This window comes from Roseateles toxinivorans (genome assembly GCF_004362525.1).
GTDB classification, from domain to species: Bacteria; Pseudomonadota; Gammaproteobacteria; order Burkholderiales; family Burkholderiaceae_C; genus Paucibacter; species Paucibacter toxinivorans.
Genome location: NZ_SNXS01000016.1, coordinates 16,088 through 40,566 on the forward strand (window position 1 = coordinate 16,088; position 24,479 = coordinate 40,566).

The 24,479-nt window shown below is 67.5% G+C and carries 24 protein-coding genes and 2 pseudogenes; 13 read left to right on the forward strand and 13 right to left on the reverse strand.

The annotated features are described in order from the left end of the window. Positions 1–7 precede the first annotated feature (7 nt). Positions 8–1,471, forward strand: coding sequence for a M81 family metallopeptidase (locus DES47_RS27100; RefSeq protein ID WP_133703913.1), 1,464 nt, complete (start codon positions 8–10; stop codon positions 1,469–1,471). A 379-nt stretch (positions 1,472–1,850) separates the two neighbouring features. On the opposite strand, the gene DES47_RS27105 is transcribed toward DES47_RS27100, so the two are convergent. Genes DES47_RS27105 through DES47_RS27130 form a run of 6 tightly spaced genes read right to left on the reverse strand, consistent with a single transcriptional unit; the run spans position 1,851 to position 6,213 of the window. After that, on the reverse strand, positions 1,851–2,705 hold the full coding sequence (locus tag DES47_RS27105; RefSeq protein WP_133703914.1) for an ABC transporter permease: 855 nt from the start codon (positions 2,703–2,705) through the stop codon (positions 1,851–1,853). Between the two features lie 6 nt (positions 2,706–2,711). Beyond that, positions 2,712–3,722 carry an ABC transporter permease gene (locus DES47_RS27110; protein WP_133703915.1) on the reverse strand — a complete coding sequence of 337 codons (1,011 nt, stop codon included), beginning with the start codon at positions 3,720–3,722 and terminating at the stop codon, positions 2,712–2,714. 1 nt (position 3,723) lies between these two features. Continuing rightward, on the reverse strand, positions 3,724–4,482 hold the full coding sequence (locus tag DES47_RS27115) for an enoyl-CoA hydratase/isomerase family protein (RefSeq protein ID WP_133703916.1): 759 nt from the start codon (positions 4,480–4,482) through the stop codon (positions 3,724–3,726). After that, entirely contained in the window at positions 4,479–4,901 is a 423-nt protein-coding gene (locus tag DES47_RS27120; protein ID WP_133703917.1) for a MaoC/PaaZ C-terminal domain-containing protein, read from the reverse strand. Before DES47_RS27120 ends, DES47_RS27115 begins: the two co-directional genes overlap by 4 nt. Beyond that, on the reverse strand, positions 4,898–5,341 hold the full coding sequence (locus tag DES47_RS27125) for an FAS1-like dehydratase domain-containing protein (RefSeq protein ID WP_133703918.1): 444 nt from the start codon (positions 5,339–5,341) through the stop codon (positions 4,898–4,900). Before DES47_RS27125 ends, DES47_RS27120 begins: the two co-directional genes overlap by 4 nt. Then, entirely contained in the window at positions 5,338–6,213 is an 876-nt protein-coding gene (locus DES47_RS27130) for an SDR family oxidoreductase (RefSeq protein WP_243748482.1), read from the reverse strand. Before DES47_RS27130 ends, DES47_RS27125 begins: the two co-directional genes overlap by 4 nt. Positions 6,214–6,358: 145 nt before the next feature. Here DES47_RS27130 and DES47_RS27135 point away from each other — a divergent pair, with 145 nt between their 5' ends. The 3 genes and pseudogenes from DES47_RS27135 (at position 6,359) to DES47_RS27155 (ending at position 10,553) form a co-directional block, all read left to right on the forward strand. Next, on the forward strand, positions 6,359–7,921 hold the full coding sequence (locus tag DES47_RS27135) for an AMP-binding protein (RefSeq protein ID WP_133703920.1): 1,563 nt from the start codon (positions 6,359–6,361) through the stop codon (positions 7,919–7,921). Next, the gene (locus DES47_RS27140; RefSeq protein ID WP_133703921.1) at positions 7,918–9,264 is read left to right on the forward strand and encodes an aspartate aminotransferase family protein; all 1,347 of its coding nucleotides are present in this window, start codon (positions 7,918–7,920) and stop codon (positions 9,262–9,264) included. Before DES47_RS27135 ends, DES47_RS27140 begins: the two co-directional genes overlap by 4 nt. Before the next feature lie 17 nt (positions 9,265–9,281). Then, a pseudogene (locus DES47_RS27155) lies at positions 9,282–10,553 on the forward strand (MFS transporter). Positions 10,554–10,653: 100 nt separating this feature from the next. Here the strand turns inward: DES47_RS27155 and DES47_RS27160 are convergent. Then, positions 10,654–10,998, reverse strand: a complete 345-nt coding sequence (locus tag DES47_RS27160; protein WP_166652203.1) for a nuclear transport factor 2 family protein — start codon at positions 10,996–10,998, stop codon at positions 10,654–10,656. Then, a complete protein-coding gene (locus DES47_RS27165) occupies positions 10,985–11,947 on the reverse strand; it encodes a CPBP family intramembrane glutamic endopeptidase (RefSeq protein WP_133703926.1) in 963 nt (320 codons plus the stop codon). Before DES47_RS27165 ends, DES47_RS27160 begins: the two co-directional genes overlap by 14 nt. 115 nt (positions 11,948–12,062) lie before the next feature. Between DES47_RS27165 and DES47_RS27170 the strand changes: the two genes are divergently transcribed. The 4 genes from DES47_RS27170 (at position 12,063) to DES47_RS27185 (ending at position 15,536) form a co-directional block, all read left to right on the forward strand. Next, entirely contained in the window at positions 12,063–13,178 is a 1,116-nt protein-coding gene (locus tag DES47_RS27170) for a P1 family peptidase (RefSeq protein WP_133703927.1), read from the forward strand. Continuing rightward, on the forward strand, positions 13,175–14,359 hold the full coding sequence (locus DES47_RS27175) for an NAD(P)/FAD-dependent oxidoreductase (RefSeq protein ID WP_133703928.1): 1,185 nt from the start codon (positions 13,175–13,177) through the stop codon (positions 14,357–14,359). Before DES47_RS27170 ends, DES47_RS27175 begins: the two co-directional genes overlap by 4 nt. A gap of 235 nt (positions 14,360–14,594) precedes the next feature. Then, on the forward strand, positions 14,595–14,981 hold the full coding sequence (locus DES47_RS27180; RefSeq protein ID WP_133703929.1) for an aromatic ring-hydroxylating oxygenase subunit alpha: 387 nt from the start codon (positions 14,595–14,597) through the stop codon (positions 14,979–14,981). A 189-nt stretch (positions 14,982–15,170) separates the two neighbouring features. Next, a complete protein-coding gene (locus tag DES47_RS27185) occupies positions 15,171–15,536 on the forward strand; it encodes an SRPBCC family protein (RefSeq protein ID WP_243748483.1) in 366 nt (121 codons plus the stop codon). Between the two features lie 21 nt (positions 15,537–15,557). On the opposite strand, the gene DES47_RS27190 is transcribed toward DES47_RS27185, so the two are convergent. From DES47_RS27190 to DES47_RS27205, 4 genes are read right to left on the reverse strand one after another with little or no spacing between them, the layout of a single operon-like run. Then, on the reverse strand, positions 15,558–16,403 hold the full coding sequence (locus DES47_RS27190; protein ID WP_133703931.1) for a M55 family metallopeptidase: 846 nt from the start codon (positions 16,401–16,403) through the stop codon (positions 15,558–15,560). Further along, positions 16,400–17,617: an acyl-CoA dehydrogenase family protein gene (locus DES47_RS29470; protein WP_133703932.1), complete on the reverse strand. Its 1,218-nt coding sequence runs from the start codon at positions 17,615–17,617 to the stop codon at positions 16,400–16,402. Before DES47_RS29470 ends, DES47_RS27190 begins: the two co-directional genes overlap by 4 nt. Beyond that, complete coding sequence (locus DES47_RS29475) at positions 17,607–18,686, reverse strand: acyl-CoA dehydrogenase family protein (protein ID WP_133703933.1); 1,080 nt, start codon at positions 18,684–18,686, stop codon at positions 17,607–17,609. The genes DES47_RS29470 and DES47_RS29475 overlap by 11 nt, the downstream gene beginning before the upstream one ends. Next, positions 18,683–19,747, reverse strand: coding sequence for an enoyl-CoA hydratase/isomerase family protein (locus DES47_RS27205; protein WP_133703934.1), 1,065 nt, complete (start codon positions 19,745–19,747; stop codon positions 18,683–18,685). The genes DES47_RS29475 and DES47_RS27205 overlap by 4 nt, the downstream gene beginning before the upstream one ends. Positions 19,748–19,856: 109 nt before the next feature. Between DES47_RS27205 and DES47_RS27210 the strand changes: the two genes are divergently transcribed. Together DES47_RS27210 and DES47_RS27215 are read left to right on the forward strand one after the other, a co-directional pair. Then, complete coding sequence (locus DES47_RS27210) at positions 19,857–20,453, forward strand: TetR/AcrR family transcriptional regulator (RefSeq protein WP_133703935.1); 597 nt, start codon at positions 19,857–19,859, stop codon at positions 20,451–20,453. A gap of 121 nt (positions 20,454–20,574) precedes the next feature. Next, a pseudogene (locus DES47_RS27215) lies at positions 20,575–20,703 on the forward strand (IS701 family transposase); the annotation flags it as partial. A 653-nt stretch (positions 20,704–21,356) separates the two neighbouring features. Here DES47_RS27215 and DES47_RS27220 read toward each other — a convergent pair. Continuing rightward, positions 21,357–21,935: an RNA-dependent RNA polymerase family protein gene (locus tag DES47_RS27220; protein WP_243748484.1), complete on the reverse strand. Its 579-nt coding sequence runs from the start codon at positions 21,933–21,935 to the stop codon at positions 21,357–21,359. 303 nt (positions 21,936–22,238) lie between these two features. Here DES47_RS27220 and tnpA point away from each other — a divergent pair, with 303 nt between their 5' ends. The 3 genes from tnpA to tnpC all read left to right on the forward strand — a co-directional run bounded on the left by tnpA (position 22,239) and on the right by tnpC (position 24,471). After that, positions 22,239–22,607 (forward strand): IS66-like element accessory protein TnpA, encoded by a 369-nt coding sequence (gene tnpA, locus DES47_RS27225; RefSeq protein WP_133703936.1) that lies wholly within the window; start codon positions 22,239–22,241, stop codon positions 22,605–22,607. Between the two features lie 14 nt (positions 22,608–22,621). Next, positions 22,622–22,945: an IS66 family insertion sequence element accessory protein TnpB gene (gene tnpB, locus DES47_RS27230; RefSeq protein WP_133703937.1), complete on the forward strand. Its 324-nt coding sequence runs from the start codon at positions 22,622–22,624 to the stop codon at positions 22,943–22,945. A 95-nt stretch (positions 22,946–23,040) separates the two neighbouring features. Further along, positions 23,041–24,471 (forward strand): IS66 family transposase, encoded by a 1,431-nt coding sequence (gene tnpC / locus DES47_RS27235; protein WP_133703938.1) that lies wholly within the window; start codon positions 23,041–23,043, stop codon positions 24,469–24,471. The last annotated feature ends 8 nt before the right edge of the window (positions 24,472–24,479 follow it).

Genomic DNA, 24,479 nt, shown 5'->3' on the forward strand with positions numbered 1-24,479 from the left:
GTAGTCCATGCGTATGTTCTTCGGCGGCATCATGACCGAGACCAACACCTTCTCGCCGATCCCCGTGGGTCTGCAGAACTTCACCGATGGCGGGCTGCTGCGCGGCGACGAGGTGTTCGACCCGGACCACGGCAAGGAGATGGCGCGCTACGCCCGCAAGCTGGGCGTTGAAGTGATCGGTGGCCTGTTCTGCGACGCCCACCCGGGCGCCGCAGTGCGCCGCGATGCCTATGAGGCACTGCGCGACGAACTGCTCGACCGCCTGCGCGCCGCGCTGCCGGTGGACATCGTGGCGCTGGACATGCATGGCGGCATGGTGGCCCAGGGTTACGACGACTGCGAGGGCGACATCATCGAGCGCGTGCGCGCCATCGTCGGACCCGACGTCGTGATCGGCTGCGAGCTTGACCCGCACTCGCACCTCTCGCCGGCGATGCACCGCAACGCCCTCCTAATGTGCTACCGCGAGAACCCGCACATCGACATCGATGCGCGCGGCCGCGAGCTGGTGGACCTGCTGCTGCGCATCGCGCGGCGCGAGGTGCGGCCCGTCACCTCGGTGTTCGACTGCCGCATGGCGGATGTCTTCCAGACCCAGCGCGAGCCGATGAAGAGCTTCGTCGCGCGGATGCGGGCGCTCGAAGGGCACGACGGCGTGCTGTCGATCAGCATCGTGCACGGCTTCCGGCGTGCCGACATTCCGCTGCTGGGCACGCATGTCATCGTCATCACCGACGAACGTGTCGCTGGCAGCAGCGCGCATGGCGCGGCGCTGGCCGAGTGCCTTGGGCGCGAGCTGTTTGCGCTGCGCGGCCAGTGCGCCGACCCGACGCAGCCGCTGGACGAAGCGGTGGCCGCGGCGCGCGGCTGGGACGCTGCGGCGCAAGGCCCGCTGGTGCTGGCCGAACTGGCCGACAACCCCGGCGGCGGATCGCCCGGCGATGCCACCTACGTGCTGAGCGCGCTGATCGAGGCCGGCATCGACCGCATCGCGGCCGGCGTGCTGATCGACCCGCTGGCGGTGCGCTGCGCCATCGACGCCGGCATCGGCGCGCAGCTGACGATGCGCATCGGCGGCAAGGCCTGCCCCTTGTCGGGGCCGCCGCTGGACATGGACGTCACCGTTACGGCGATCGACCTCGAATCGAAGATCGTACTGGCCGGCGGCACCGTTATCCCGATGGGCCGTGCGGTCGCCCTGCGCTTCGCGCAGGGCGAACTGCTGTTGGCCGAGAACCGGCAACAGACCTACGGGCCGTCGATCTTTGCCGACCTCGGGATCGAACTGTCGAAGTGCCGCGTGATCCTGGTCAAGTCGGCGCAGCATTTCAAGGCGCACTTCTCTGCGATTGCGCCGCACAGCATCACGCTGGACTCGCCCGGCGTGTGCGTCGCCGATGTGACCAAGCTACCGTTCAAACGCCTGCCCAGGCCCCTGTGGCCGTGGGACGAAGACCCCTGGAAGGTCTGACTGCGGCGACCGTTCGAGCGCAGGATCTCAAAGACGGCTGACGACGCCTTCGTAGCTTCGATCAGGCAATTTCCATACCCAACGACCGGTTGTGGGGCACAGCCGCCTCGCCATACTGGTGATTCATGATGGCGCTCTTATCCGCTTGCGCGGTCGAGGAGTGCGCATCATGCTTAAGACGAGGGAGGGGTCAGGGCATCTCGGTCCGCCGATCACCGCACTCCTGCGCGGCGTCACCTGGCTTGCTTGGGAGCGGCAATGGTGCTCGAGGCACGCCGTTCCGGCCATCCATCGATGCATTCATCGCCTTAGTGCCGGCCACATCGCGATCATCGGCACCAGGCGTCGTCGGCGGCTGACGAGCCCACACAAAGCCGTCTCAAGCGCCTTCGCGCGCCAACCTCGGGTCCAGCCAATCGCGCAGCGCGTCGCCAAGCAGGTTGAAGGACGCGGCGGTGAGGATGATCACGGTGCCGGGGATGGTCACATACCACCAGTGCCCCAGCACGTACTCACGCCCGGCGCCGATCATCGAGCCCCATTCGGCATCGGGCGGCTGCGCACCCAGGCCGATGAAGCTCAGCGCCGACGAGGCCAGGATGGCAGCGCCGAGGTGGAAGGTCACGAACACGCCCACCGCCGGCATCACGTTGGGCAGCACATGGGCGCGCATCAGGTGCCAGGTGCCGGCGCCCATCGAACGCGCGGCCAGCACGTACTCGCGCTCACGCAGCGCGAGTGCCTGCCCGCGCGCGACGCGCACGTAGGCCGGGATGGACAGCACGCCTAAAGCGATCACGGCATTGAACAGGCTGGGCCCGAGTGCGGCCGTCAGCGCAAGCGCCACCACCAGGCCGGGCAAGGCCATGACCACGTCTGTCAGGCGCATCACGACGGTGTCGAACCAGCCCGCCAGCAGGCCCGAGAGCGTGCCGATCAACAGGCCGAAGACCGTCCCGATGCCGACGATGCCGAAAGCCGCCGCCACCGATGGCCGCGCCCCGTACAGGATGCGCGTCAGCAGGTCGCGGCCCAGTTCGTCGGTGCCGGCCCAGTGCCACCAGCTCGGCGGCTGCAGCACGCTGTGCAGGTCCATTGTATTGGGGTTGTAGGGCGTCAACCAGGGCGCTGCAAGCGCGGCGGCACAGACCAGGGCGACGATCACGGCGGCCAGCAGTGTCAACGGGGCGCGCAAGGCGCGGGGCAACTGCGCGGCGATGGAGACGGTCCGCATCGCGCTTCAGCCCACCGCCTGGATGCGCGGATCCAGCACCAGGTAGGACAGGTCCACCAGTAGATTGGCCGCCACGTACACGACCGAAGCCACGACCGTGAAGGCCATGATGACGGGAAAGTCGAGGTTGAGGATGGCGCCCAGCACGTGGCCGCCCACGCCCGGCCACGCGAACACGCTCTCGATCACGACCGAGCCAAACAGCAGCGCCGACAGCTCGAGCCCAAGCACGGTGACGAAGGGAATCAGCGCGTTCTTCAGCGCATAGACGAACAGCAGGCGGCCGCGCGAGATGCCGTAGGCGCGCGCGGTGCGGATGTAGTCCTCGCCCAGCACCTCGATCATCGAGCTGCGGATCAGCCGCACCACGGTGCCGATCGACGCCAGCGCCAGCGTGCCGGCCGGCAGCAGCAGGTGGTTGAAGGCGCTGCGCCAAGCCAGGCTGTCGCCGGCCAGCGCCGCGTCGACCAGGTACAGGCCGGTGCGGTCGGGTGGGGGGCTGACGCCCAGGTCCAGCCGGCCCGAGCCGGGCAGCCAGCCCAGCTGCGCATAGAAAAGCAGCATCAGCATCAGGCCGAGCCAGAAAGTGGGCGTGGAGATGCCCAGGATGGCGACGCCCCTGCCCAGGTTGTCTATCCAAGTGTCGCGCCGCACGGCGGTCAGCACGCCCAACGGCACGCCGATGGCGATCGACAGCAGCATCGCCATCAGCATCAGCTCCAGCGTGGCCGGGATATAGCCGACCAATTCGGGTAGCACGGGGTTGCGGGTGGTGATGGAGGTACCGAAGTCGCCGCGGGCGAGGTCGTGCACATAGGTCAGGTATTGCTTGGTCACGGGCTGGTCCAGCCCGAGGCGGCCGCGCAGTTCGGCAATGGCCTGCGGCGTGGCGCGCGGGCCCAGCATCATCTGCGCCGGGTCGCCGGGAATCATGCGCGAGATGACGAAACAGATCACCGTGACGCCGGTGGTCACCAGCACCAGCATCATCAGGCGGCGGAGCAGGATCCTGGCCATCTCAAGCCTTGCGCCGCGCCGCGAAGGCGGCCATCGCAGCGCGGAAATCGTCGCTCAGCACTCGCTCGGCCTGCAGGCGGGCCTCGTGCTGCATCTGCGCCTCCAGGCAGCTGTGCCGGCCGGTGGCCAGGGCGCCGCGCGTCAGGCGGTGGCCGGCGGACGGCAGCTGCGCGAGTTGTGCGGCCAGGGCCTGCGTCTGCGCGGCGAAGGTCTCGTCGTCGAAGCAGCGGTGGATCATGCCGATAGCGGCGGCCTCGTCGGCGCCGATGTCGGCCCCGGTCATCAGCAGCGCCCGCGCGCGGGCCTCGCCCACCAGGCGCGGCAGCGTGTGCGTTAGGCCGGTGTCGGGCACCAGGCCCAGCCGCGCAAAGACCATCGAGAAGCGCGCCGAACGCGCCGCGACCACGATGTCGCACAGCAGCGCCAGGCCGACCGCGCCACCGACCGCCGCGCCGTTTACGGCCGCCACCGTAGGCAGCCGCCCGTCGTGCAGCACGCGCTGCAATGGCAGCAGAGCGTCGGTGATGTCGCGGGCCAGGGTCTTGGCGTCGGTGTCACCCAGCACATCAAGATTGGCGCCCGCCGAGAACACCTTGCCGCTACCGGTTAGCACCAGCACGCGGGCGCCGCTGCCCGGCTGCTGCAGCTCGGCGATGCGCGCGCTGAGCTCGGCAAACGCCGCCGGCGTCAGCGCATTCGCGGTCGATGGCGACGCCAGCCGCACGGTGGCGATGCCGTCCTCAAGGGTGGTCTCGATCATTGGGCCGCCGCGACGAAGACCTGCGCCGAGCCGGTGGCCACGGCCGTGCCATCGCCCTGCGTGGCTGTCAGCTTCACGGTCACGAGCGAGCCGCCGTCAGTGGCCTCAACGGCCTCGATCACGCCGTCGCAGTGCAGGCTGGCCTTCACGGGCAGCATGGCGGCGAAGCGGGTCTCGATCGAGCGCACGCTGCCCGCCCCGGCCCATTGCGTGAGCAGGCGAGACAGCACGCCCATCGAGTACATGCCATGCACGATGACGTCGGGCAGATGGGCCTTGTCGCGCGCAAAGTCGGGATCGACATGGATCGGATTGAGGTCACCGGAGCCGTGGGCGTACATCGCCACCCGGTGGCGCGTGATGGGGCCGGTGTGCAAGGGCGGCAGCGTTGAGCCGACGGTCAGATCCAGGGCGTTCATGTGTTGCGGGCCACCAGGCTGCAGTGATCTTCGCAGACCGGCTCGCCGGCGGCGTTGCGGTATTCGATCACGGTGTCGATGAAGGTCAAAGTGCCGTTCTTGCGATCGGCAATGTTGGCGATGCGCTTGGTGCCTGTCAGCCGGTCACCCACCACCATGGGTTGGTGGTGAACGAAACGCTGGTTGGCATGCAGGATCTTCGCCGGGTCGACGGACAGGCGGTGCAGCATGTCGTAGATCAGGTCGACACGCTCGGTGCTCATCGCGATCGGAAAGGTCGGCAGCACCGCAATGCCGCGCAGGCCCGCCGCGCGCGCCGCCGCCTCGTCCAAGTAGACCGGGTTGGTCTCGTCGAGGCCGCGCGCGAAGGCGATGGCCGCGCCGCGCTCGATGACGACGTCGAACGAAGGCCAGGCGTGTCCGATGTGCTGCGCTCTCATGCACCCCCCATCAGCTTGACGAAGGGCGCCATGGCTTCGCCGAAGCCCGCCGGGTGATCACACTTCGAGAAGTCGGTGATCGTGCCCCAGGCTTCGGCCACTTGCTCCACCGCGTTGCCGCCGGTCAGGTCGAGGTAAGCGCCGCCCGAGCGCTCCCAGCGGAGCTTGGCGATGAAACCTCCGCCGACCTCGAAGAGACCCCCGGTCTCCGTGCAGGTCTCGTGGCAGAGCCAGGCCACCAACGGGCTGACCAGTTCGGCACGCATCGGCGCCAGTTGTTCGGCCGTCATCACGGTGCGCGTGAGCCGCGAGTCCGCCGCAGGCGCAATAGTGTTCACATGAATGTTCTTCGCCTTGCCCTCCACCGCCAGCGGCTGCGTCATGCCATGCAGCGCCAGCTTGAAGCTGCCGTAGTTGACCTGTCCGAAGTTGCCATAGATGCCGGCGGCCGAGGACGTGTTCACGACGCGCCCGTAGCCCTGCTCGCGCATGCGCGGCCAGGCCGCGTGCACGATGCGGAAGGCACCGAGCAGGTGCACCTGGTACAGGTCGTCCCAGTCGGCTGCGGTCATCTTGTGGAAGGCCACGTCGCGCAGGAAGCCCGCATTGTTCACAACCAGGTCGATGCGGCCGAAGTGGTCAAGCGCCGCCTCCACGATGCGTCCGCCGTCAACCACCGAATCACCGTTGACCACTGCTTCGCCACCGGCAGCACGGATCTCGTCCACCACGCTCTGCGCGGGGGATGCATCGGCGCCCGTGCCGGCACCGCTGGTTCCCAGGTCATTCACCACCACCCGGGCGCCGCGCGACGCGAGCAGCAGCGCATGGGCACGACCCAGGCCCCGCCCTGCGCCTGTGATCAACGCCACCTTGCCATCAAAATGTAACATCGCATCTCCTCACTTTCAGGCTGTCCTGAACGCTTGAAACGGGCGGCAGGGGTTGAACCCGACAGATGTCGGGAACGCACGGCCCGCGCCGTTGAGTAGTCACCAGCAAAAAAACTGCCAGACCATGAGCGACAGCACAGAAAACACCCTGCGCCGAGGAGGCACCATCGGCCACTTGCTGGCGCGGGCCTTCCAGCGTCGTGGCGACGCGGAGATGCTGGTGGGCGATGGCGAACGCCTGAGCTACACCCAGATGGCCGACCGCACCGCGCGCATGGTCACGGTGCTGCAGTCCTTGGGCCTGGTGCCGGGCAGCAGCCTGGCACTGTTGTCGCGCAACAGGATCGACGTGCTGTCGGCCTCCTACGCGGCCTACATCGCCGGTCTGCGGCTGACACCACTTTCGGCGCTCACGTCGGAAGACGACCTGGCCTTCATGCTGGCCGATGCCGAGATAGACGCGCTGCTGGTCGACGACAAGCTGTTCGCCGAGCGCGGCCGGGCCATGCGTGAACGTGTGCCCACACTGAAGCACCTGCTCTCGCTGGGGCCGCTGGAGGGTGCCTTCGACGTCATGGCGGCCGCCGCCGTGGCCGCACCGGCCCCGCTGGACGTCCGTGCCCGGCCGCAGGACATCGCCGTCATCGGCTACACCGGCGGCACCACGGGGCGGCCCAAGGGCGTGGTGCACACGCATGCCACGCTGCTGGCCTCGGTGACGATGATGGCCGCGGAGTGGGAATGGCCCGACGATCTGCGCATGCTGGCCGCCACCCCGGTGTCGCATGCCGCTGGCGTCATGGCGCTGCCCGTGGCGCTGCGCGGCGGCAGTTTCCACATGCTGGGGGGTTTCGATGCCGACGCGCTTCTCGGCTATGTCGAGCGCGAGCGCATCAGCGCCACCTTTCTGGTGCCGGTGATGATCTACCGCCTGATCGAAGCCGCCCGAACCAAGCCACGCGATCTGTCCTCGCTGAAGACCATCTTCTATGGTGCGGCGCCAATGCTGCCATCGCGTCTGGCCGAGGGGCTGGACACCTTTGGGCCGGTCTTCATGCAGCTCTATGGACAGAGCGAGGCCCCAACCTGCATTGCGTGGCTGGGCAAACAGCAACACGACCTGCGACACCCCGAGCGGCTGGCGTCCTGCGGCGTGCCCTTTGCCGACATCGAAGTGGCCCTGCTGGACGAACAACTGCAGCCCGTACCCAGCGCAGAAGTGGGCGAGATCTGCGTCCGAGGCCCGCATGTGATGGCCGGCTATTGGAAGCGGCCCGAGGAAACCGATGCGGCCCTTGCAGGCGGCTGGCTGCACACCGGTGACATGGGACGCTTTGATGCCGACGGTTATCTCTACATCGTCGACCGCAAGAAGGACATGATCATCAGCGGGGGACTCAACGTCTTTCCGCGTGAACTCGAAGACGTCATCGCTGCCATGCCAGGTGTCGCCCAGGTCGCCGTCGTCGGCTTGCCGGACGAGAGTTGGGGCGAGGCCGTCACCGCGCTGGTCGTACCGAAACCCGGTGTGGCGCTGGACGCCCAGGCGCTGATAGCAGCGGTGCGAGAGCGCAAGGGCGCGATGCAGGCGCCCAAGTTGGTGCGCTTTGTCGAGTCGCTGCCCATGACGCCGCTGGGCAAGCTGGACAAGAAGACCCTGAGGCTGCAAATGAAGGCTGCAACATGAGCCACGTTTTCCAGCGCTACATGCGCAAGCCCTACCCGGTGGCCGTGCGCGGCGATGGGCCTTACATCGTCGACAGCAGCGGCAAACGCTACCTCGACGCTGCCAGTGGCGCCGGTGTTTCCAGCCTTGGCTACAGCGACACCGGTGTGGCTGATGCCATCGCGAAGCAGGCGCATGAGCTGGCCTACGTCTATAACGCCTACTTCACCACCGAGGCGTCGGAACGCCTGGCTGACGCACTGGTCGAGATGACGCCCAAGGGGCTCGACTGGGTCTTCTTCGGCTCGGGTGGCAGCGAGTCGATGGACGGCGCGCTGAAGATGGCGTTGCAGTTCCACCTGGACAACGGCCAGAACGCGCGCCGCCGCTTCATCGCCCGCCGCCAGAGCTATCACGGCTGCGCGATGGGCGGACTGGCGGTTTCAGGCAACGTGGTTCGGCGCATGCTGTTCGAGGACGTGCTGATGCCGGCCGATTTCGTGTCGCCCTGCTACGCCTACCGTGACCAGCAAGCCGGCGAGACCGACGCAGCCTATGTGGCGCGCCTGGCGCAAGAGCTCGAGGCCACCATCCAGCGTGTCGGGCCCCACACGGTGGCTGCTTTCATTGCCGAGCCCGTGGTCGGTGCCACGAATGGCGCCGTGCCCGCGTTGCCCGGCTACTTCAAGGCCGTGAAGGCCGTGCTCGACCGCTACGGCATTCTGTTCATCGCCGACGAAATTCTGACCGGTGCCGGCCGCACGGGCACCTACCTGTCCATCGAGCAGGATTGCGTCACGCCCGACATCGTCACGCTGGCCAAGGGCCTGGGCGCGGGCTACCAGCCCATCTCGGCCATCGTCGTTTCGGGCCGTGTCTTCGACACCATTGCCGACAAGCGCGGCTACTTCATACACGGACACACCTACAACGCCAGCGCCACACCCTGTGCCGCGGCCCTGGCCGTCATCACGGCCATCCGCGAACGTCACCTGCTCGAACGCGTGCAAACGATGGGTCAGCGGCTGCGCGCTGCCCTGGCCGAGCGATTCGCCAACCATCCGCATGTCGGCGACATCCGCGGCCGCGGCTTGCTGCTGGGCCTGGAACTGGTGCGCGACCGCGAAACCAAGGCCACCTTCGACCCGCAACTGATGCTGTGGGGCAGCGTCCAGCGCGAGGCCATGGACCGCGGACTCATCTGCTACCCGATGGGCGGCACCGCCGACGGCATGAACGGCGACCACATCCTGCTGGCGCCGCCCTTCATCATCGACGACGCGCAGGTGGGCGAGATCGTCGACAAGCTGGCGGCCGGGCTGGACGCCGCGCTGGCCACGCTGTCCCCAGAGGCACGACGCTGAAGCGCGGGACGCTGCTGCTGTACGCCGCGGGGTCGGTGGGAACGGCTCTGTTCTCGTCGGTCACCGGCGTCCTGCTGCTCTCCTTCATGACCGACACGCTGGGCATTGCAGCTGCTATGGCCGGTGTGGTGCTGTTCATCCCGAAGTTCTGGGACGTGGTATTCGACCCCATGGTCGGTGTCGCCTCCGACCGCACCCACAGCCGCTAGGGCCGCCGCCAGCCCTACCTGCTGGTAGACGGCACACTCTCGGCGATTGCCTTCTTTGCCCTGCTCAGCGTGCCTGACCTGGGCTCGGCCCAAGCACGCGCGCTTTGGGTGGGCGTCGTCTTCTTCGTCGGCATGAGCGCGTACACACTCTTCGCCGTGCCCTATGCCGCCATGCCGGCCGAGATGAGCGACGACCCGCACGAGCGCACCGTGATCATGTCCTGACGCATGGGATTCGTGCTGCTAGGCACCATCGCCGGCGCCGTGGCCGGACCGATGGTGGTGCAGGCCGCCGGCGGCGGCCGCGAGGGTTACCGCACGATGGGCACGGCGCTCGCGGTGCTGATCGCGCTGGCGATGCTGACCACCGCAATCAGCGCACGCAGTTTCCCGCTGCGTCCTGCCAGCGCCCACACCATGCCCGCTGGCGAGCAGTTGCGCCTGACGCTGGCCAACAGGCCCTACTTCGTGCTGTTGCTGGCCTATGTCCTTGTGCTGGCTGGCAATGGCGCCATGGCCGCCGCCGCACCTTACTTCTGCGTTCACGTGTTGGGCGGCAAGCCTGACACGGTGGGTCTGGCTTTCGGCTGCCTGTTGCTGGCGGCGATCGCGGCCATGCCGATATGGGTGGCGGCGGCCCGCCGCTTCGGCAAGCCCGGCTGCGCCATCGCCGCGGCGCTGGTGTTCGGCGCGGGAGTGGCCCTGATGGCAGTGATCGACCGCACCTCGCCGTCACAACTGTTCTATGCGCTATGCGCCGTGGCGGGCGTCGGCTTTGCCGGCACACAGTTGCTGCCCTTCTCGATGCTCACCGACGTCATCGAGCGCGATGCGCAGCACAGTGGCCTGCGGTGCGAGGGCAGCTTCACGGGCCTTTTCATCGCCGGCGAAAAGGCTGGTCTTGCACTGGGGCCCCTGATCACGGCGGCCGTCTTGAGTGTGTCGGGATTCGTGCCATCTGCCGATGGCATGGCCCTGCAGCCCCCTTCGGCGCTGGTCGGCACCGGGCTGGCGTTTTCGCTCGTACCGGCGGCTCTTGTTGTGGCGGGCGCGTGGGTGCTGCGGCGCTACCACCTGTGAAGGCCCGCCGCTGCCGCGGCAACGGCGACCGGTAACCACGCGCGCATGTCCCGAACAGCGGCCGTGCTGATGCGCGGAGGGCGCTGTTCTGCGACTTGCTTCAGTCCTTGTGCGTCAGCACGTGCACGCGGCGGATGTACACGCCTTCGGTCTCGTAGATCACCACCAAGGGGTCGCGTGGGCCAGCCACGTGGTGCAGCATCAGCTCCAGATCGATCACGTGGCGGCCCACCACGATGCGCTGCAGGATGCGCGCCTGCAGCCGGGGCGAGCGGCGCCACAGCTGCGAGTAGGCCTCGCGAAATGCAGCGTGCCCGCGCAGATCCACCTCGCCGTTCCAGGGCACGAACTCGCACTCGGGGTGGTAGCAGGCGAGGAAGGCCTCGATGTCTTGAGCGTTGTAGGCCTCGATTTGGGCCTGCACAATGTCTTCAGGTGCCTTCACGCCGCCGCCCCAGCTGCGTACCCGTGGTGGCCACGATGAGCACGGCAATGGCCACCTTGAACGGGGTTTCGACGTCCATCGCCACCCCGGCGATCTGCAACTGAGACTTCGTGAAGATCGTCAGGCCGACCGCGAATTCATTGCCGATGTTGTGGGTGAGGATGGCTGCCCAGACGCTGCCACCGGTCTTGAAGTAGACATAGGCGATGAGGATGCTGGCAACGATGGTGCCAGCCAGGAACTGCAACTGGTTCAGCGCAAATCCACCCCAGCTGCCGCCCTTGAGCATGGCTGGGTTGCCCGAGACGATGGACGGTATCTCGCGGGGGAAATGCCACAGCCCCCACAACACGCCGATGACGACGCAGGCCAGCAACGGGTTGGCAAGTTTCTCCACGAGCAGGGGAAACATGAAACCCCGCCAGCCCAATTCCTCCAGCAACCCGCCCGGCCCAAGAAACGGTGCGACGATCATGAACCCGAAGATGGCAAAGGGCATGCTTCCATAGCGCTGCAGCATGGGAATCAAGCCCGAGTTGGGCTCGCGCAGCACAAGCACGATCAGAAGAAAAGCGACCGCTGCCAGGTAAACGGCAAACAGCGTCGCATAAACCATCATGCCTTGCCGCCAGGTGACGCCATCGCGCCAGAAGCGGAACCGGTCAAACAGCTCGCGCAGACCCTTGCGGCCCCAACCCAGGGCCACGATGATGAGCGCCGCAGCCGTCGGTGCAAACGGGAAGAGGTAGCCGGTCCACAGGATCGGGCTCTCGAGCACCTTGGGGAACACGCTGATCATGTTCGGGTGCCAGGGATTGGTGCGCATGTCCTTGAACATCGCGCCCATCGCGCCAGGGTCCAGCAGACGGATCGAAGTCACGATCGCGCCCAGCACGAAGGCCAGCACGTAGAACGTGAGCAATGGACGGCGGCGGATCAGGTCGGACATGGTGTGGGCTCCCAGCGGCTCAACGGATCAACGGCGCCCGGGTGCGAACCCCGACAACGCGTGTCGGTCTGGGGTGCCGGCAGACGTTGAAACAGGCAACTACGGAGTTTCTTGCATGGATCCACTTCAGCCTCTCGGGCGCGCTCGCCTCCGCGATCTCGGCCTAGCCGTCGGCACGCTGCCCTGCGGACCCCTCAATGCGATCACCGATGTGGCGGGTGTCGGCGTCGGCCATGTCACGCTGATCGAGGATCAGCCGCATGTGATCCGCAGTGGCGTGACCGCCATCGTGCCAATGCTGGGCCAGCTCTGGAAGTCCGGCTGCTTTGCCGGCTTCGACCGCTACAACGGCTTCGGCGAGGTCACCGGCACGCACTGGATCTCCGAGGCAGGACTGCTGTCGTCGCCGATTGTGCTGACCTCCGCCTTCTCGATCGGTGTGGCGCGCGACACGCTGCTGGCGCTGCCCTTCCGTCACGGCGTGCCAGAGCGCTGGCACCAGCCCTGTGCGGCGGAGACCTACGACGGCGTGCTCAACGACGGCCTGGCCGCGCCGGTGCGCCGCGAACACATCGAAGCCGCCATTGCCACTGCCGCCACCGGGCCGGTGGCCGAAGGCGCGGTCGGCGGCGGCACGGGGATGATGAGCTTCGAGTTCAAGTCGGGCATCGGCACCGCGTCACGGTGCGTGCGCGCCGCCGGGCAGTCCTTCACCGTCGGCGTGCTGGTGCAGTCGAACTTCGGCAACCGCCGCCACCTGACGGTGGACGGCGTGCCGGTAGGCCGCGAGCTGGGCTATGACGTTACGCCGAGCCCGCAGCGGCGCGACGACGGCGAGGCGAACGAGACCAAGGGTTCGATCGTCATCGTCGTGGCCACCGACGCGCCGCTGCTGCCGCCGCAGCTCAACCGGCTGGCACGCCGTGCCAATGCCGGCTTGTCGCGCGTCGGCGGCTTCGGCAATAACCGGAGCGGCGACTTCGCACTGGCCTTCTCCACCGCCAACGTGCTGCCCTTCGAACAGACCGGCATCGTGCAGGGCTTGACGATGCTGGCCGGCGAGGACATGAACCCGCTGCTGCCGGCGGCGGCCGAAGCGGCCGAGGAAGCCATCGTCAACTCGATGACCATGGCCGCCACGATGAGTGGTGTGCGCGGGACGACGGTACACGAGCTGCCGCTGCGCAAGCTGCAGGCGCTGATGCAGCGCGCTGGCGGGACGCCGACATGACGGGGGTTGGCACGTCGGGCATCGACCCGGGACGCATTGGCACGACAGGCGCCGACATCCTGGTCATCGGCGGCGGCATCGCCGGCCTCTCGGCGGCCTGGCGGCTGGCGGGCCATGGTCGAGTGATCTTGCTCGAACGCGAGAGCGTCACCGGCTACCACTCGTCAGGCCGCTCGGCCACCTACTACCACTTCGGCATCGGCAACCTGCGGGTGCGCATGCTTACACGGGCCAGCGGCAGCTTCTTCGCCGACCCGCCACCAGGCTTCACCGACGTCCCACTGGCCACGCCGGCACCGGCCCTGATGGTGGTGCGTGAAGGGCAGGACGCACTGTTCGAACAGAACCTGCTGGAGATGGCCGCCATCACTGGCACGGCGCACGAGATCGGCCATGCTGAGATGCGAGCGCGCGTGCCCGTGCTGCGCCTCGGTGGCGAGGGTATCACGCGCGGCCTGCTCGACCCGGCCGCAGCGCGCCTGGACGGCCATGCTCTGATGACGGCATACCTGCGTGGGCTGCGCGCTCGGGGTGGGCAACTCGTCACGGGGGCCGAGGTGCTGGCCATCGAACGGGTAGGCAATGCCTGGCAGGTGGGCACAGCGCAAGGCAAGTACGCAGCGCCGGTGCTGGTGAACGCGGCCGGTGCCTGGGCCGACGAGATCGCCGTCCGGGCCGGCGTAGCGCCGCTGGGACTGGCCCCGCTCAGGCGCACCATCATCGCCTTCGACCCACCCCCAGGCGTGGACGTGCGCGGTTGGCCATTTGTGCGCTCGCTGGCCAACGAGTTCTACTTCCTGCCCGAGACCGGCCACCTGCTAGCCTCGCCGGCCGACGAGACGCCCTCGCTTCCCTGCGATGCGCAGCCCGACGAGTACGAGATCGCACTGGCTGCCTGGCGCATCGAAGAAGTGACGACGATGACCGTGCGCCAGGTGCTGCACAAGTGGGCCGGCCTGCGCACCTTCGCGGCCGACCGTGTGCCGGTGGCCGGCTTCGCAGCGGACGCGCCGGGGTTCTTCTGGCTCGCCGGACAAGGCGGCTACGGGCTGCAGACCGCGCCCGCGATGGCGGCGGCTACCGAGGCGCTGGTGGCCGGGGTGCCCTGGCCCGAGAACCTGAGCCTCGATGCCAGGGCCTTGTCGCCGCAACGGCTGACTGCTACCGAAACAAGGGACTGAAGACCACGGACACCGAACTCGACGCGTGGATCGACGACCACCAGCGCCGCGCCTTGGCCGAGCGCATCGAAAGTGCCCGCGGCCTGCCCGGCCGCGTCTACAGCGAAGGCTTTTTCGCGCTGGAACAGTCGCAGTTGTTTCCGCGCACTTGGGCCGCCATCGGCTTCGGCTGCGATGTGCCGAACCCTGGTGATTTCGTCCCCACCGAACTGGCCGGCACGCCGCTGCGCTGCCAATGGTGCGCCAGGCCGACGGCAGCCTGCGCGTCTTTCACAACGTATGCCGGCACCGCGGCATGGCGCTGGCCACCGAACCGCGCCAGGCGCTGCGCAGCATCACCTGTCCGCGGCACGGCTGGTCGTATGCGCTGGACGGCGCGCTGCGCCACACCACCCACGTCGTCGGCGAGGGGCAGTACCGCTGTCCCGGGTTCGAGGCCAGCGAACTCGGCCTGGTCGAAGTGCGCAGTGCGCGCTGGAACGACTTCGTGCTCGTCAACCTCGACGGCCGCGCACCGCCGCTGCGCGAGCACATCGCGCCGCTCTGTGACCTGCTCGACGGCATCGAGCTCGAGGGCCTGCGACTGATCGCCGCCTGGCAACACCACTACCCCGGCAACTGAAGACTGGCCGTCGAAGGCGGCATCGAGGACTACCACCTGCCGCTGGCGCACCCGTAGCTATTCGACGGCATCGGCAAGCGCCCGGCGCGCACGGTCGCCGGAAGCTGCTACGCCGGCACCGTCGGTCAGCCCGAATGGAGCTCGCCGCCCCCGCCGCCGGCCGGCCTGTCAGCGACGCCGGGCCTGACGATGACCGAGGCGCACCGGGGCTGCTCGTACGTGCTGAACACGTTTCCGACCGGCATCGTGCTGCTCAATGCATCTGGCCTGCTGCTGGCGCTGTTCACGCCGGACGGTCCGCTGCGCACGCGCCTGGAGTTCCGCTTGTACGCCTCGCCGCAGGCCTTCGGCACACCAGCGCAAGATGCCTGGCGCGCAGCCCGTGCTGAGCGACTGCAGACGGTCGTGCGGCAGGACGACCGTTTCGTCCAGCACGTGCAGCGCGTCGCAGCCAGCCGCGACGCCGCGGGCATCGACACGCGCTTCTCGCCGTACTGGGAAGGCGGCGTGCTGCACTTCCAGCGCCTGCTGCTGCAGGCGATCTCGGCGCAGTAGTTGGCAGCGGCGGCAGGCCCGTCAGGGCTTGCCTTCGCCATAGCGCGGCACCCCGTGGCTCTGGTAGAACGACGCGAAGGCGATCACGCGCATCACCTCGGGCATGTCGCGCAGCCGCCAGCGCACCGTGAACGGCGCAACGCGCTCGCACCAGGGCAGCCATTGCCACATCTCGGGCTGGCTGCGCTCGGCGAAATCGATCTCCAGTTCGAAGGCCTCAGGAAGGGGCAGAGGCTTGAACGACGGCAGCCGCGCCAGCGCGCGGCTCACGCCTTCGCGGATCAGCCGCTGCGCGACGGCGGGCTTGAGGCTGTCGATCGAGGTCAGCCCGCAGACCTTCTTGGTGACCACGGTCTCGATCTCGGGCAGCAGTTCGCGGCAGTGCGCGATGTAGGCGTCGTCGCCCGAAGAGAACACAACCGGCACGCCAAAGTGCGCGGCGAGCAGCGCGTTCATCGAGGTCTCGGACTGCGATACGCCATTAAGCCGCACGTCGCGGAAGGCCAGCACGAAGGTGTGCGACAGGATGCCAGCCCAGCTCGGCGCGTTGGCGTGGTGGCCAACGAAGACGACGGCGTCGAAGTGGCCGTCGTCTATGCCCTGCATCTGCACCAGCGGCCGCGGCCACGAGCGCACCAAGCGCGCCGCGTCGGGCAGTTCGTCGAACAGGATGTTGTGCGCGCTGCCATGGCCGTCGGTGACCAGCACCTCGGTGGCGCCGGCCTCGATCGCGGCGTCGCAGGCGGCTGCCACCTCCTGCGTCATCCAGCGCCGGCCGGCCTCGAAGTCGAAGCGGCCCGGACCGGTGGACGGGTAATGCGCGATGCCGGCCACACCCTCGATGTCGGCGGACAGGAAGACTCTCATCGTGGCACCTCGTTGAACGGAATGCCCTTGTCCTGCCGGGCCTCCTCAGGCAGGCCGAGCACACGCTCGGCAATGATGTTGCGCAGGATCTCGTCGGTGCCGCCGGCGATGCGCATCGCGGCCGACCAGGCCCAGGCGCGCTCGACCGCCTGGCCGCTGGAAGTGGGGTCGTCGCAGCCCAGCTGACCGGCCTCGCCCTGCAGCTCAATCGCGAAGTTGGCCATGCGCTGGGCGAGCGTTGCCTTCACCAGTTTGGCGATCGACTGCTCGGGCCCCGGCACGCCGCCGCGTGACATCGCAGTCAGCGTGCGGCACTGGTGCAGGCGCAGGCCTTCCTCGGCCACCCAGGCCTGGGCCAGTTGCTCGATGGCCAGCGGGTTCTGCAGTTGACCGGCGTCCTGCACCACGCTCCACAGCGCGTCGAAGTTCAGCAGGCCGATCTCGGCTCCGACCGACAGGCGCTCGTGCATCAGCGTCGTCAGCGCCACCTTCCAGCCGGCGCCCACGGCGCCCAGGCGCTGGTGGTCGGGAACGCGCAGGTCGGTGAAGAACACCTCGTTGAACTCGCTCTCGCCAGCCATCTGGCGGATCGGGCGCACCTCGATGCCGGCGCTCTTCATGTCGACGAAGAACATCGTCAGTCCGGCGTGCTTGGGCAGCGTGGGGTCGGTTCGGGCGAGCAGCAGGCCGTAGTCTGAGAACTGCGCGCCGGTGGTCCAGACCTTCTGGCCGTTGACGATCCATTCATCGCCGTCGCCGTCACGCCGTGCACGCGTCAGCACGCCGGCGACATCGGAGCCCGCAGCCGGTTCACTGAACATCTGACACCAAATCTCCTGGCCGTACAGTCCGGGTCGGATGCGGCTTGCCTTGTGGGCCTCGCTGCCATAGGCCATCAAGGTCGGCAGGCACATGCCCAGGCCGATCTCGAAGATGCCGAAGGTGCTGCGAAACCGGCTCTCCTCCTGGCGAACGATGAGCTGCTGCAATACCGTCGCACCCAGGCCGCCGAACTCGCGCGGCCAGGTCACCGCGGCGTAGCCTGCCGCTGCCTTCTTCGCCTGCCAGGCGCGTGCGGCGGCCAGACGCTCGGCCGGGGGCAGGCCGTCGCCGACGAAGTCGCGCGTATGCCGCTTGGGCTCGGCGTTCGCTTCCAGCCAGGTGCGCACCTCGGAGCGGAAGGCGGCCTCGGCGGGCGTGTCGTCAAAGTTCATCGCTACCTCCTCGTGTCGAGACCAGTCGGCTGACGAGGTGCCGCTGCCACACCGCGGGCGCACCCAGGACCAGCGAGCTGGACCGCGCGCGCTTGTACAGCGGGTGGCAATCGGCCTCCCAGGTGAAGCCGATGCCGCCGTGCACCTGCAGGTTTTCCTGGGCCGCGAAGCTGTAGGCCGCACTTGCGGCCAGGCGCGCGCTGGCGGCCGCCAGCGGCAGCGCGGGCGGGCTCCAGGCCAGGGCCCAGGCCGCATGCCAGGCGTGGCCGCGCGCGATCTCGTTCTTCACCCAGATGTCGGCCAGCTTGTGCTTGATGGCCTGGTACGACGCGACGACGCGGCCGAAGGTGCGGCGTTCCAGTGCGTAGGCGCGCGCCATCTCCAGCGCACGATCGGCGCCACCGAGTTGCTCCATCGACAGCAGCGCCGCGGCGCGGTCGTGCAGCGTGTCCTCCAGCGCCGCCTCGCCCAGCACCAGGGCCGGCACGCCGTCGAGGTCGATCTGCGCCAGAGGACTGCCAGGGTCCAGCACGCGCAGTGGCCGGCGCACGACGCCGACGTGATCAAGGTCCACGCACCACAGCACGCCGTCACAGGCGACGATCACGAAAGCCGCCGTCGCGCCCGCTGGCACCAGTGGCAACGCGCCGGACAGCCGTCCGTCGCGGCAGTGCAGGGCCGCAGGCGCGAGCGCGACGCTGCCGACAAGGTCGCCACCGGCCAGGCCCGGCAGCCAGCGCTCGCGCAGCGCGTCGTCGTCGGCCATCAGCAGGGCCTCGGTGGCCAGGTAGACGCTGGCCAGCATCGGCACCGGCGCGCAGGCCCAGCCGATCTCTGCGGCGCAAGCCGCCAGGGCCAGCGCGCTGCCGCCGCTGCCGCCGCTACCGCCCCAGCGCTCGGGCACCGCACTGCCGAGCACGCCCAGATCGGCCAGCGCGCGCCAGGTGGCCGCGCTCGGGGCGGCCTCGTCAAGGCAGCGGCGCACCTCGTCCATCGGACAGGTCTGCGCCAGCACGCGGCGCACCTCAGCGGCGATGGCCTGGCAGTCGTCGGGGATGTCGAAGTTCAAGGCGGCGCTCCTAGCAAGGTTTCGATGAGGCTGGGCGCGTGGCGCGGGGCACCAGTGACCTCAACCAGCAAGGCATCCAGCGTGGCCACGTCGGGCACCGCGCCTTCATGCAGCAAGCGGCGCGAGACCCGCAGCAGATCGTCCGGCGCGGGGCCTGCCAGGCGGAGCCGCTGCTCGATCGCCCCGCGGTCGAAGCCGCCCCGCCGCAGCCTGCGCTCGGCGAAGAACAGCTGCCGCAGACGACGCGACTGAGGCGACTGCAGCAAGTACAGGAAGGCCTCGTGCTCGCAGAGTAGGGCTTGGGCCAATGGCATCTGCAGGCCGGCCTCCATCACCTGCAGACAGATGTGCGGCGCCTCGAAGTCCGGTGCGCGGGACGCCATCGTCTGGCGCCGTTTGGTGAACGCGGTCGTGGTGGCCGGCACGTCGGCCAGATGTGCGGTGGCGTCGCGCACCCGGCGCTTGGGCAGATGGCGCCTGGCCCATGCTGCGGCGGTGGCAAGCAGCTCCGGCGCCGGCACGATCTCGTCCACCAGTCCGGCCTGCCGCGCGCGCTGCGCATCCCACTGGTCGCCATCGATGATCAACTGCAGCGCCGCCTCGACCCCCAGCAGGCGTGGCAGGTACTGGGTGCCGCCGAAGGCCGGCAATAGGCCCAGCCCGACCTCGGGCATCGCAAAGCGTGTCCCGGCCGCCGCGATGCGGTAGTCGCAGGCATACGCCACCACGACCCCGCCGCCGAACACCGTGCCGTGCACGGCCGCAATGACCGGCTTGCGCGCGTCCTCACATGCGGTGACGAATTCCAGCAGACCCGGTGCGCGCAGCCCGAGCTCGAGTTCGGCCAGATCGGCGCCGGCGAAGAAGCTGCGGCCTTCGCAGTGCACGACAATGGCCTCGACAGCCGGGTCTGCGTCACCCGCGGTCACGCCCTCGGCCAAGCCCCGGCGCACCGGCTGCGACAGCGCATTCACGGGGCCGTTGCATCCGGTCAGCCACAAAACCGGGCCGCGCCGCTCGCGATGCAGCGGTTCGTGTCGGCCAGGGAGATCTTCGTTCATTGCCCTTTCAACGGACGGCGAAGGGAAACCCGCCAAGGGGCAGCGTATCCCCTTGAACGATCGTTTAAATCATCGTCGATAATCACGGCACCGAATAAGGAGTCCGCACATGGTGGGGATGCGTGCGAAAGACCATGAAGACAAGCGCCGGCTGATCCTGGACCGCTCGGCCGAGCTGTTCGCCAGGCAGGGATTCCATCGCACGTCGATCTCGGAGATCGCCTTGGCATGCAACGCCTCGTCCAAGGCCTGGATCTACCACTACTTCCCGAACAAGGAAGCGGTGCTGTTCACGCTGTTACGCGACTTTCTGGAGCTGGCCGGCACTCGCGTGCGCGAGGCCATTGCGCTACGCGACGGTGCGCGCGACCGCCTGCACGCCTTCGTGCTGGAGTGCCTAAGAATCTATGCCGAGTACCGCATCAACTACGCGGTGCTGTTCTCGGACATCAACCTGCTGCCGCCCGATCAGCGCGCCGAGATTCGCGTGCTGGAACGCGCCTACGCGCATGTGCTGCGGGATTTGGTGCTGGCGGTGAACCCGGGCATCGACCGCGGCCGCCATCAGACGATGGCTCTGACGATGATTGCCTTCGGCGCCGTCAACTGGACCTACACTTGGTTCGACGCTGACGGGCCGCTGTCGCTGGACAATGTCGCCGAGCTGACGACCAAGCTGCTGCTGAACGGGTTGGAATCAATCTAGTCTACTGTGGGGCAATAAGATCATGGCTCTGTACGCGCCTCTTTGCTTCCCATGAGGAACGATGGGTGCGAGAGAACGTTCGCGGCGAGGGCTGTTCCGATGCACGTCAGCGCCCGGCATCTATGGCGGCACGGGTCGCTCGCCTGTGATGCCACGGCCCACGGCCAAGCGTCAACCGATGAGCGTCAAGGCACTGGCCGTGTCGCTGCCGGCGCAGGCATTCCAGACCATCAATTGGCGCGAAGGCACCCAACATGGATGGGCATAACTGAACCGCCTCAAAGGCACGTCATGGGCTCGACGTTTTCCGTGTCCTTGCAACTGCACTGACACTGCGGAGCCAACTCGCCAGCCAGCACTTTTGCGCTCCCCTGACGTTCAGCAGCCCAAGCAAAAGGGACAGCATCACCCACGACTCCCCCATCGCTACCCCCATCGGTCGGATAAATGTTCGGCAGCCGCTCGACGAAGCTACCAATGACGCGCGACATGTCCAAGATGCGGGAAAGGTCTGTGCCCGAATCCCCGCGTGCCTGAGACCGCTGCGCGATTGCATCGCGCAAGCGAGCAAAGCGGCGCAAGCGTTCCCCTGGCTCCTCTCCATTGTTCTGTCCTGTGGGTGCTTTCAAAGCGTTCCTATGTTCGCAAAGCCACCCATTTCAGCGGAACGCGGACAGCGTTTCAATCTGATCCCGGACACCCCGGGCGCGCGCAAGTGAGCTGAGCCGTGGGCGTGCTGATCGATTTATCGGTCCCTCATGCCCACCCCCAGGATTCACATGCGCCAACTACGACAAACCCTTCGACTGCACCTGGAATGGTCGAGGTAGGGACTAGGCTTGCTCCTCGCCCCCCGCACAGATCCGTACGTGCGGAACTACCGCATACGGCTCCTGCCTTGAGTCATGACGCGAAGCGCTCGCTCGGGTACGGGTGAAGCACCCAAACGAGTGGAAGGTAGCGCGCGACGATTCGCCGAAACCGGACCCAGGGCATTCGTCCATGCTGGCCACGCCGTCGCAGAGCATGCAGCCAAACCCGAGCAACATCCCTTCGGAGTGCGCTCAGGCGTCGGTCGTTGCCAGGTACGGCGTGGTAGTTGAAGTATCCCTGAACCACGCTCCGCAACCACTTGCCGATCACAGGGATCGACTCGTGCTTTCGGCGGTTCAACGTCTGTCGCAACTCCTTGAGGGTGGCGCACATTCGCTTTGCAATGGTCAGCCGCTTCACAGTGAATCGACCATTCGCCCGCTTGGTCGCACAAATATGCGTGAATCCCAGGAAGTCGAACGTCTTTGGCCTTCGCAGGCCGCGCTGTGCACTGTGTTGGATCGCAAAGCGACCGAATTCCAGCACACGCGTCTTTTCCTCGTTCAGCGCCAACCCGAACTTTGCGCGTCGCTCCTTGAACGCCTCAAGGAATCGGTGGACATCGGCCTTGCGCCCAAACCCGGCCACGCTGTCGTCGGCATACCGCACAACGATCCGTCACCGTTGGCGTCGCGGCGCCGCCAGCCTTGCACCCACAGGTCGAAGACGTAGTGCAGGTAGATGTTCGCCAGTAGCGGCGAGATCACTACCCCTTGCGGGGTGCCTACCAGCACATCCGTCCTGTGCCCGCTTTCGACAACATGTTGGGGTCAGGGTGGTTCGCTATACCTTTCCTGTATCGAACTTTCATCGACTACTCTCTGCCAGTCTCCTGGCGCACTAAGCGGCTGGTGATCCCATCTTGAATATCGCCGGCTGTCAGGTGAGTCTCGTGTCCACGACAACTCTGTCATGGACGCGATGGAACACGCGACACGGAAGAAGGTTCGGCAGCACCCGGCGCAATTGCGCGAGCAGGTACTGAGCGAATGCGCGCGGCCCGGTGCCTCGGTGGCTGGGGTTGCTCAGCAGCACGGGCTCAACGCAAACTTGGTCCATGCGTGGCGCAGGCAAGAGCGCGACAAGCGCACGCCGCAGGACGTCAGCGGATCGTCGGCTGCGGCCCCAGAGTTCATCGCGCTGCCGCTGATGGCGGCGCCGGCGGCCCCAGTGCAGGACATCCGCATCGAACTGCGCCGTGGCGCCACCACGTTGAACATCACCTGGCCCGGTCAGGCCGCCAGCGAGTGCGCAGCCTGGCTGCGGGAGTGGTTGCGGTGATCCGGATCGACGCGATGTGGTTGGCCGTTAATCCGGTGGACATGCGTGCGGGCTCGAACACGCTGCTGGCCCGCGTGGTCGAGGTGTTCGGAGCGGCGCAGTCGCATCATGGCTACTTGTTCGCCAACGCCAAGGGCACGCGACTGAAGCTGATCATGCACGATGGCTTCGGCCTGTGGTGCGCTGCTCGGCGTCTGAACCAGGGGCGCTTCATGTGGCCCAGCGCCAGTGCAGCAGGCACGCTGCCGGCAGCGCTGACACGAGCACAATTCGACGCCCTCGTACTGAGCCTGCCCTGGCAGCGCCTGGATCAGATGAGCGTCATCACGCGGGTCTGAGCTCGGCTGTGAAGCAGGCACTTCGGCGCTCACCGCGCGGCAATCGGCAGATGTCCCGATGACGCCGTGCGCGGCTTGGCGCACGATCTGGGTCCATGCTCGACATCACCGAGATCGTGGATGCCAACCTTGCGGGTTTGAGCCCCCAGGCCATCGCGACGCTGGCTCGGCAGATGCAGCGCCACCTCAGGTCGCAGCAGCACCACCTGAAGCTGCGAGACGAGCACATCGCCAGCCAAGCCCGCGAGATCGAGCGCAAGGACGCTGAGCTGCAGTTCAAGACCGCCAAGCTGGAGAAGGTCAACTTCGAGCTCGCTCGGCTGAAGGCCTGGAAGTTCAGCGCCAAGAGCGAAGCCATGAGCGCTGAGCAGCGGCGCCTGTTCGAAGAGACCTTCACCGAGGACGACGCGAGCCTGCTCGCGCAACTGGCGCAACTGCAGGGCACGAACGACAAGCCGCCCAGGGATCAACGCCAGCGCCCGAAGCGCCAGGCCTTGCCCGAGCATCTGCGCCGCGTCGAACACCGACACGAACCCGATGACACCACCTGTCCGACGCCCGACTGCGGGCGGCCAATGGTTCGAGTGGGCGAAGACATCAGCGAGAGGCTGGACATCGTGCCGGCCGAGTTCTTCGTGCATCGCCACGTGTCTGGCAAATGGGTTTGCCGGTGTTGCCAGGGCCTCGTTCAGGAGCCGGTGGCGCCGCGGATCATCGACGGCGGCATTCCGGCCTCCGGGCTGGTGGCGCGCACGCTGATCAGCCGCGTCGTCGACCGCCTGCCGTACTACCGACAAGATGCCATCAACTCCCGCTCCGGCGTGTACATACCGCGCTCGACCCTGGCGCAATGGTCAGGGCGTGCCGGCGCTGGTTTGCAGCCCCTGTACGACGCGCACAAGCGCTTCGTGCTCGAAAGTAGCGTGCTGCACGCCGACGAGACGCCGGTGGCGGTACTGGACCCGGGTGCGGGAAAGACGAAGAAGGCCTACGTGTGGGCTTGCGCGCGGGGTGCGTTCGATCCCACGCCAGGTGTCGTGTACGAGTTCTGCGCTGGGCGCGGCTCGCAGTACCCCATCAGGTTCCTCGGGCCGCCACGCGAGGGCGTGCGCGAATGGCAGGGCACGCTCGTGCGCGACGAATACGTCGCCTACGATAGCGTCCTCGACGCCAAGGCACATCCTGGGCGCATCGCAGCCGGATGTGCCGCGCATGCCCGCAGGAAGTTCGACGAACTGGTGAAGGCCAAGGCCAGCGGCACCGCGCCCAAGGCACTCAGGCGCTTCGCGGAGATTTACCGCGTCGAACGAGAACTCTCCGGCATGGGAGCCGATGAACGCTTGGCCATGCGGCAGATGCAGGCCAAGCCGCTGTGGGAGGCGTTGCAGCGAAGAAAGCGGCGGCCCAATTGCCAAAGGCCTACTTCTTGCTATCCGTCTTCCGGCGATCTGCATCGGTGTCGCTCAGGTCAACGCCGAGATAGCTCTCCAGTGCAATGCGCACGACGTCCGACCGCGACGGGATAGCACCCAGC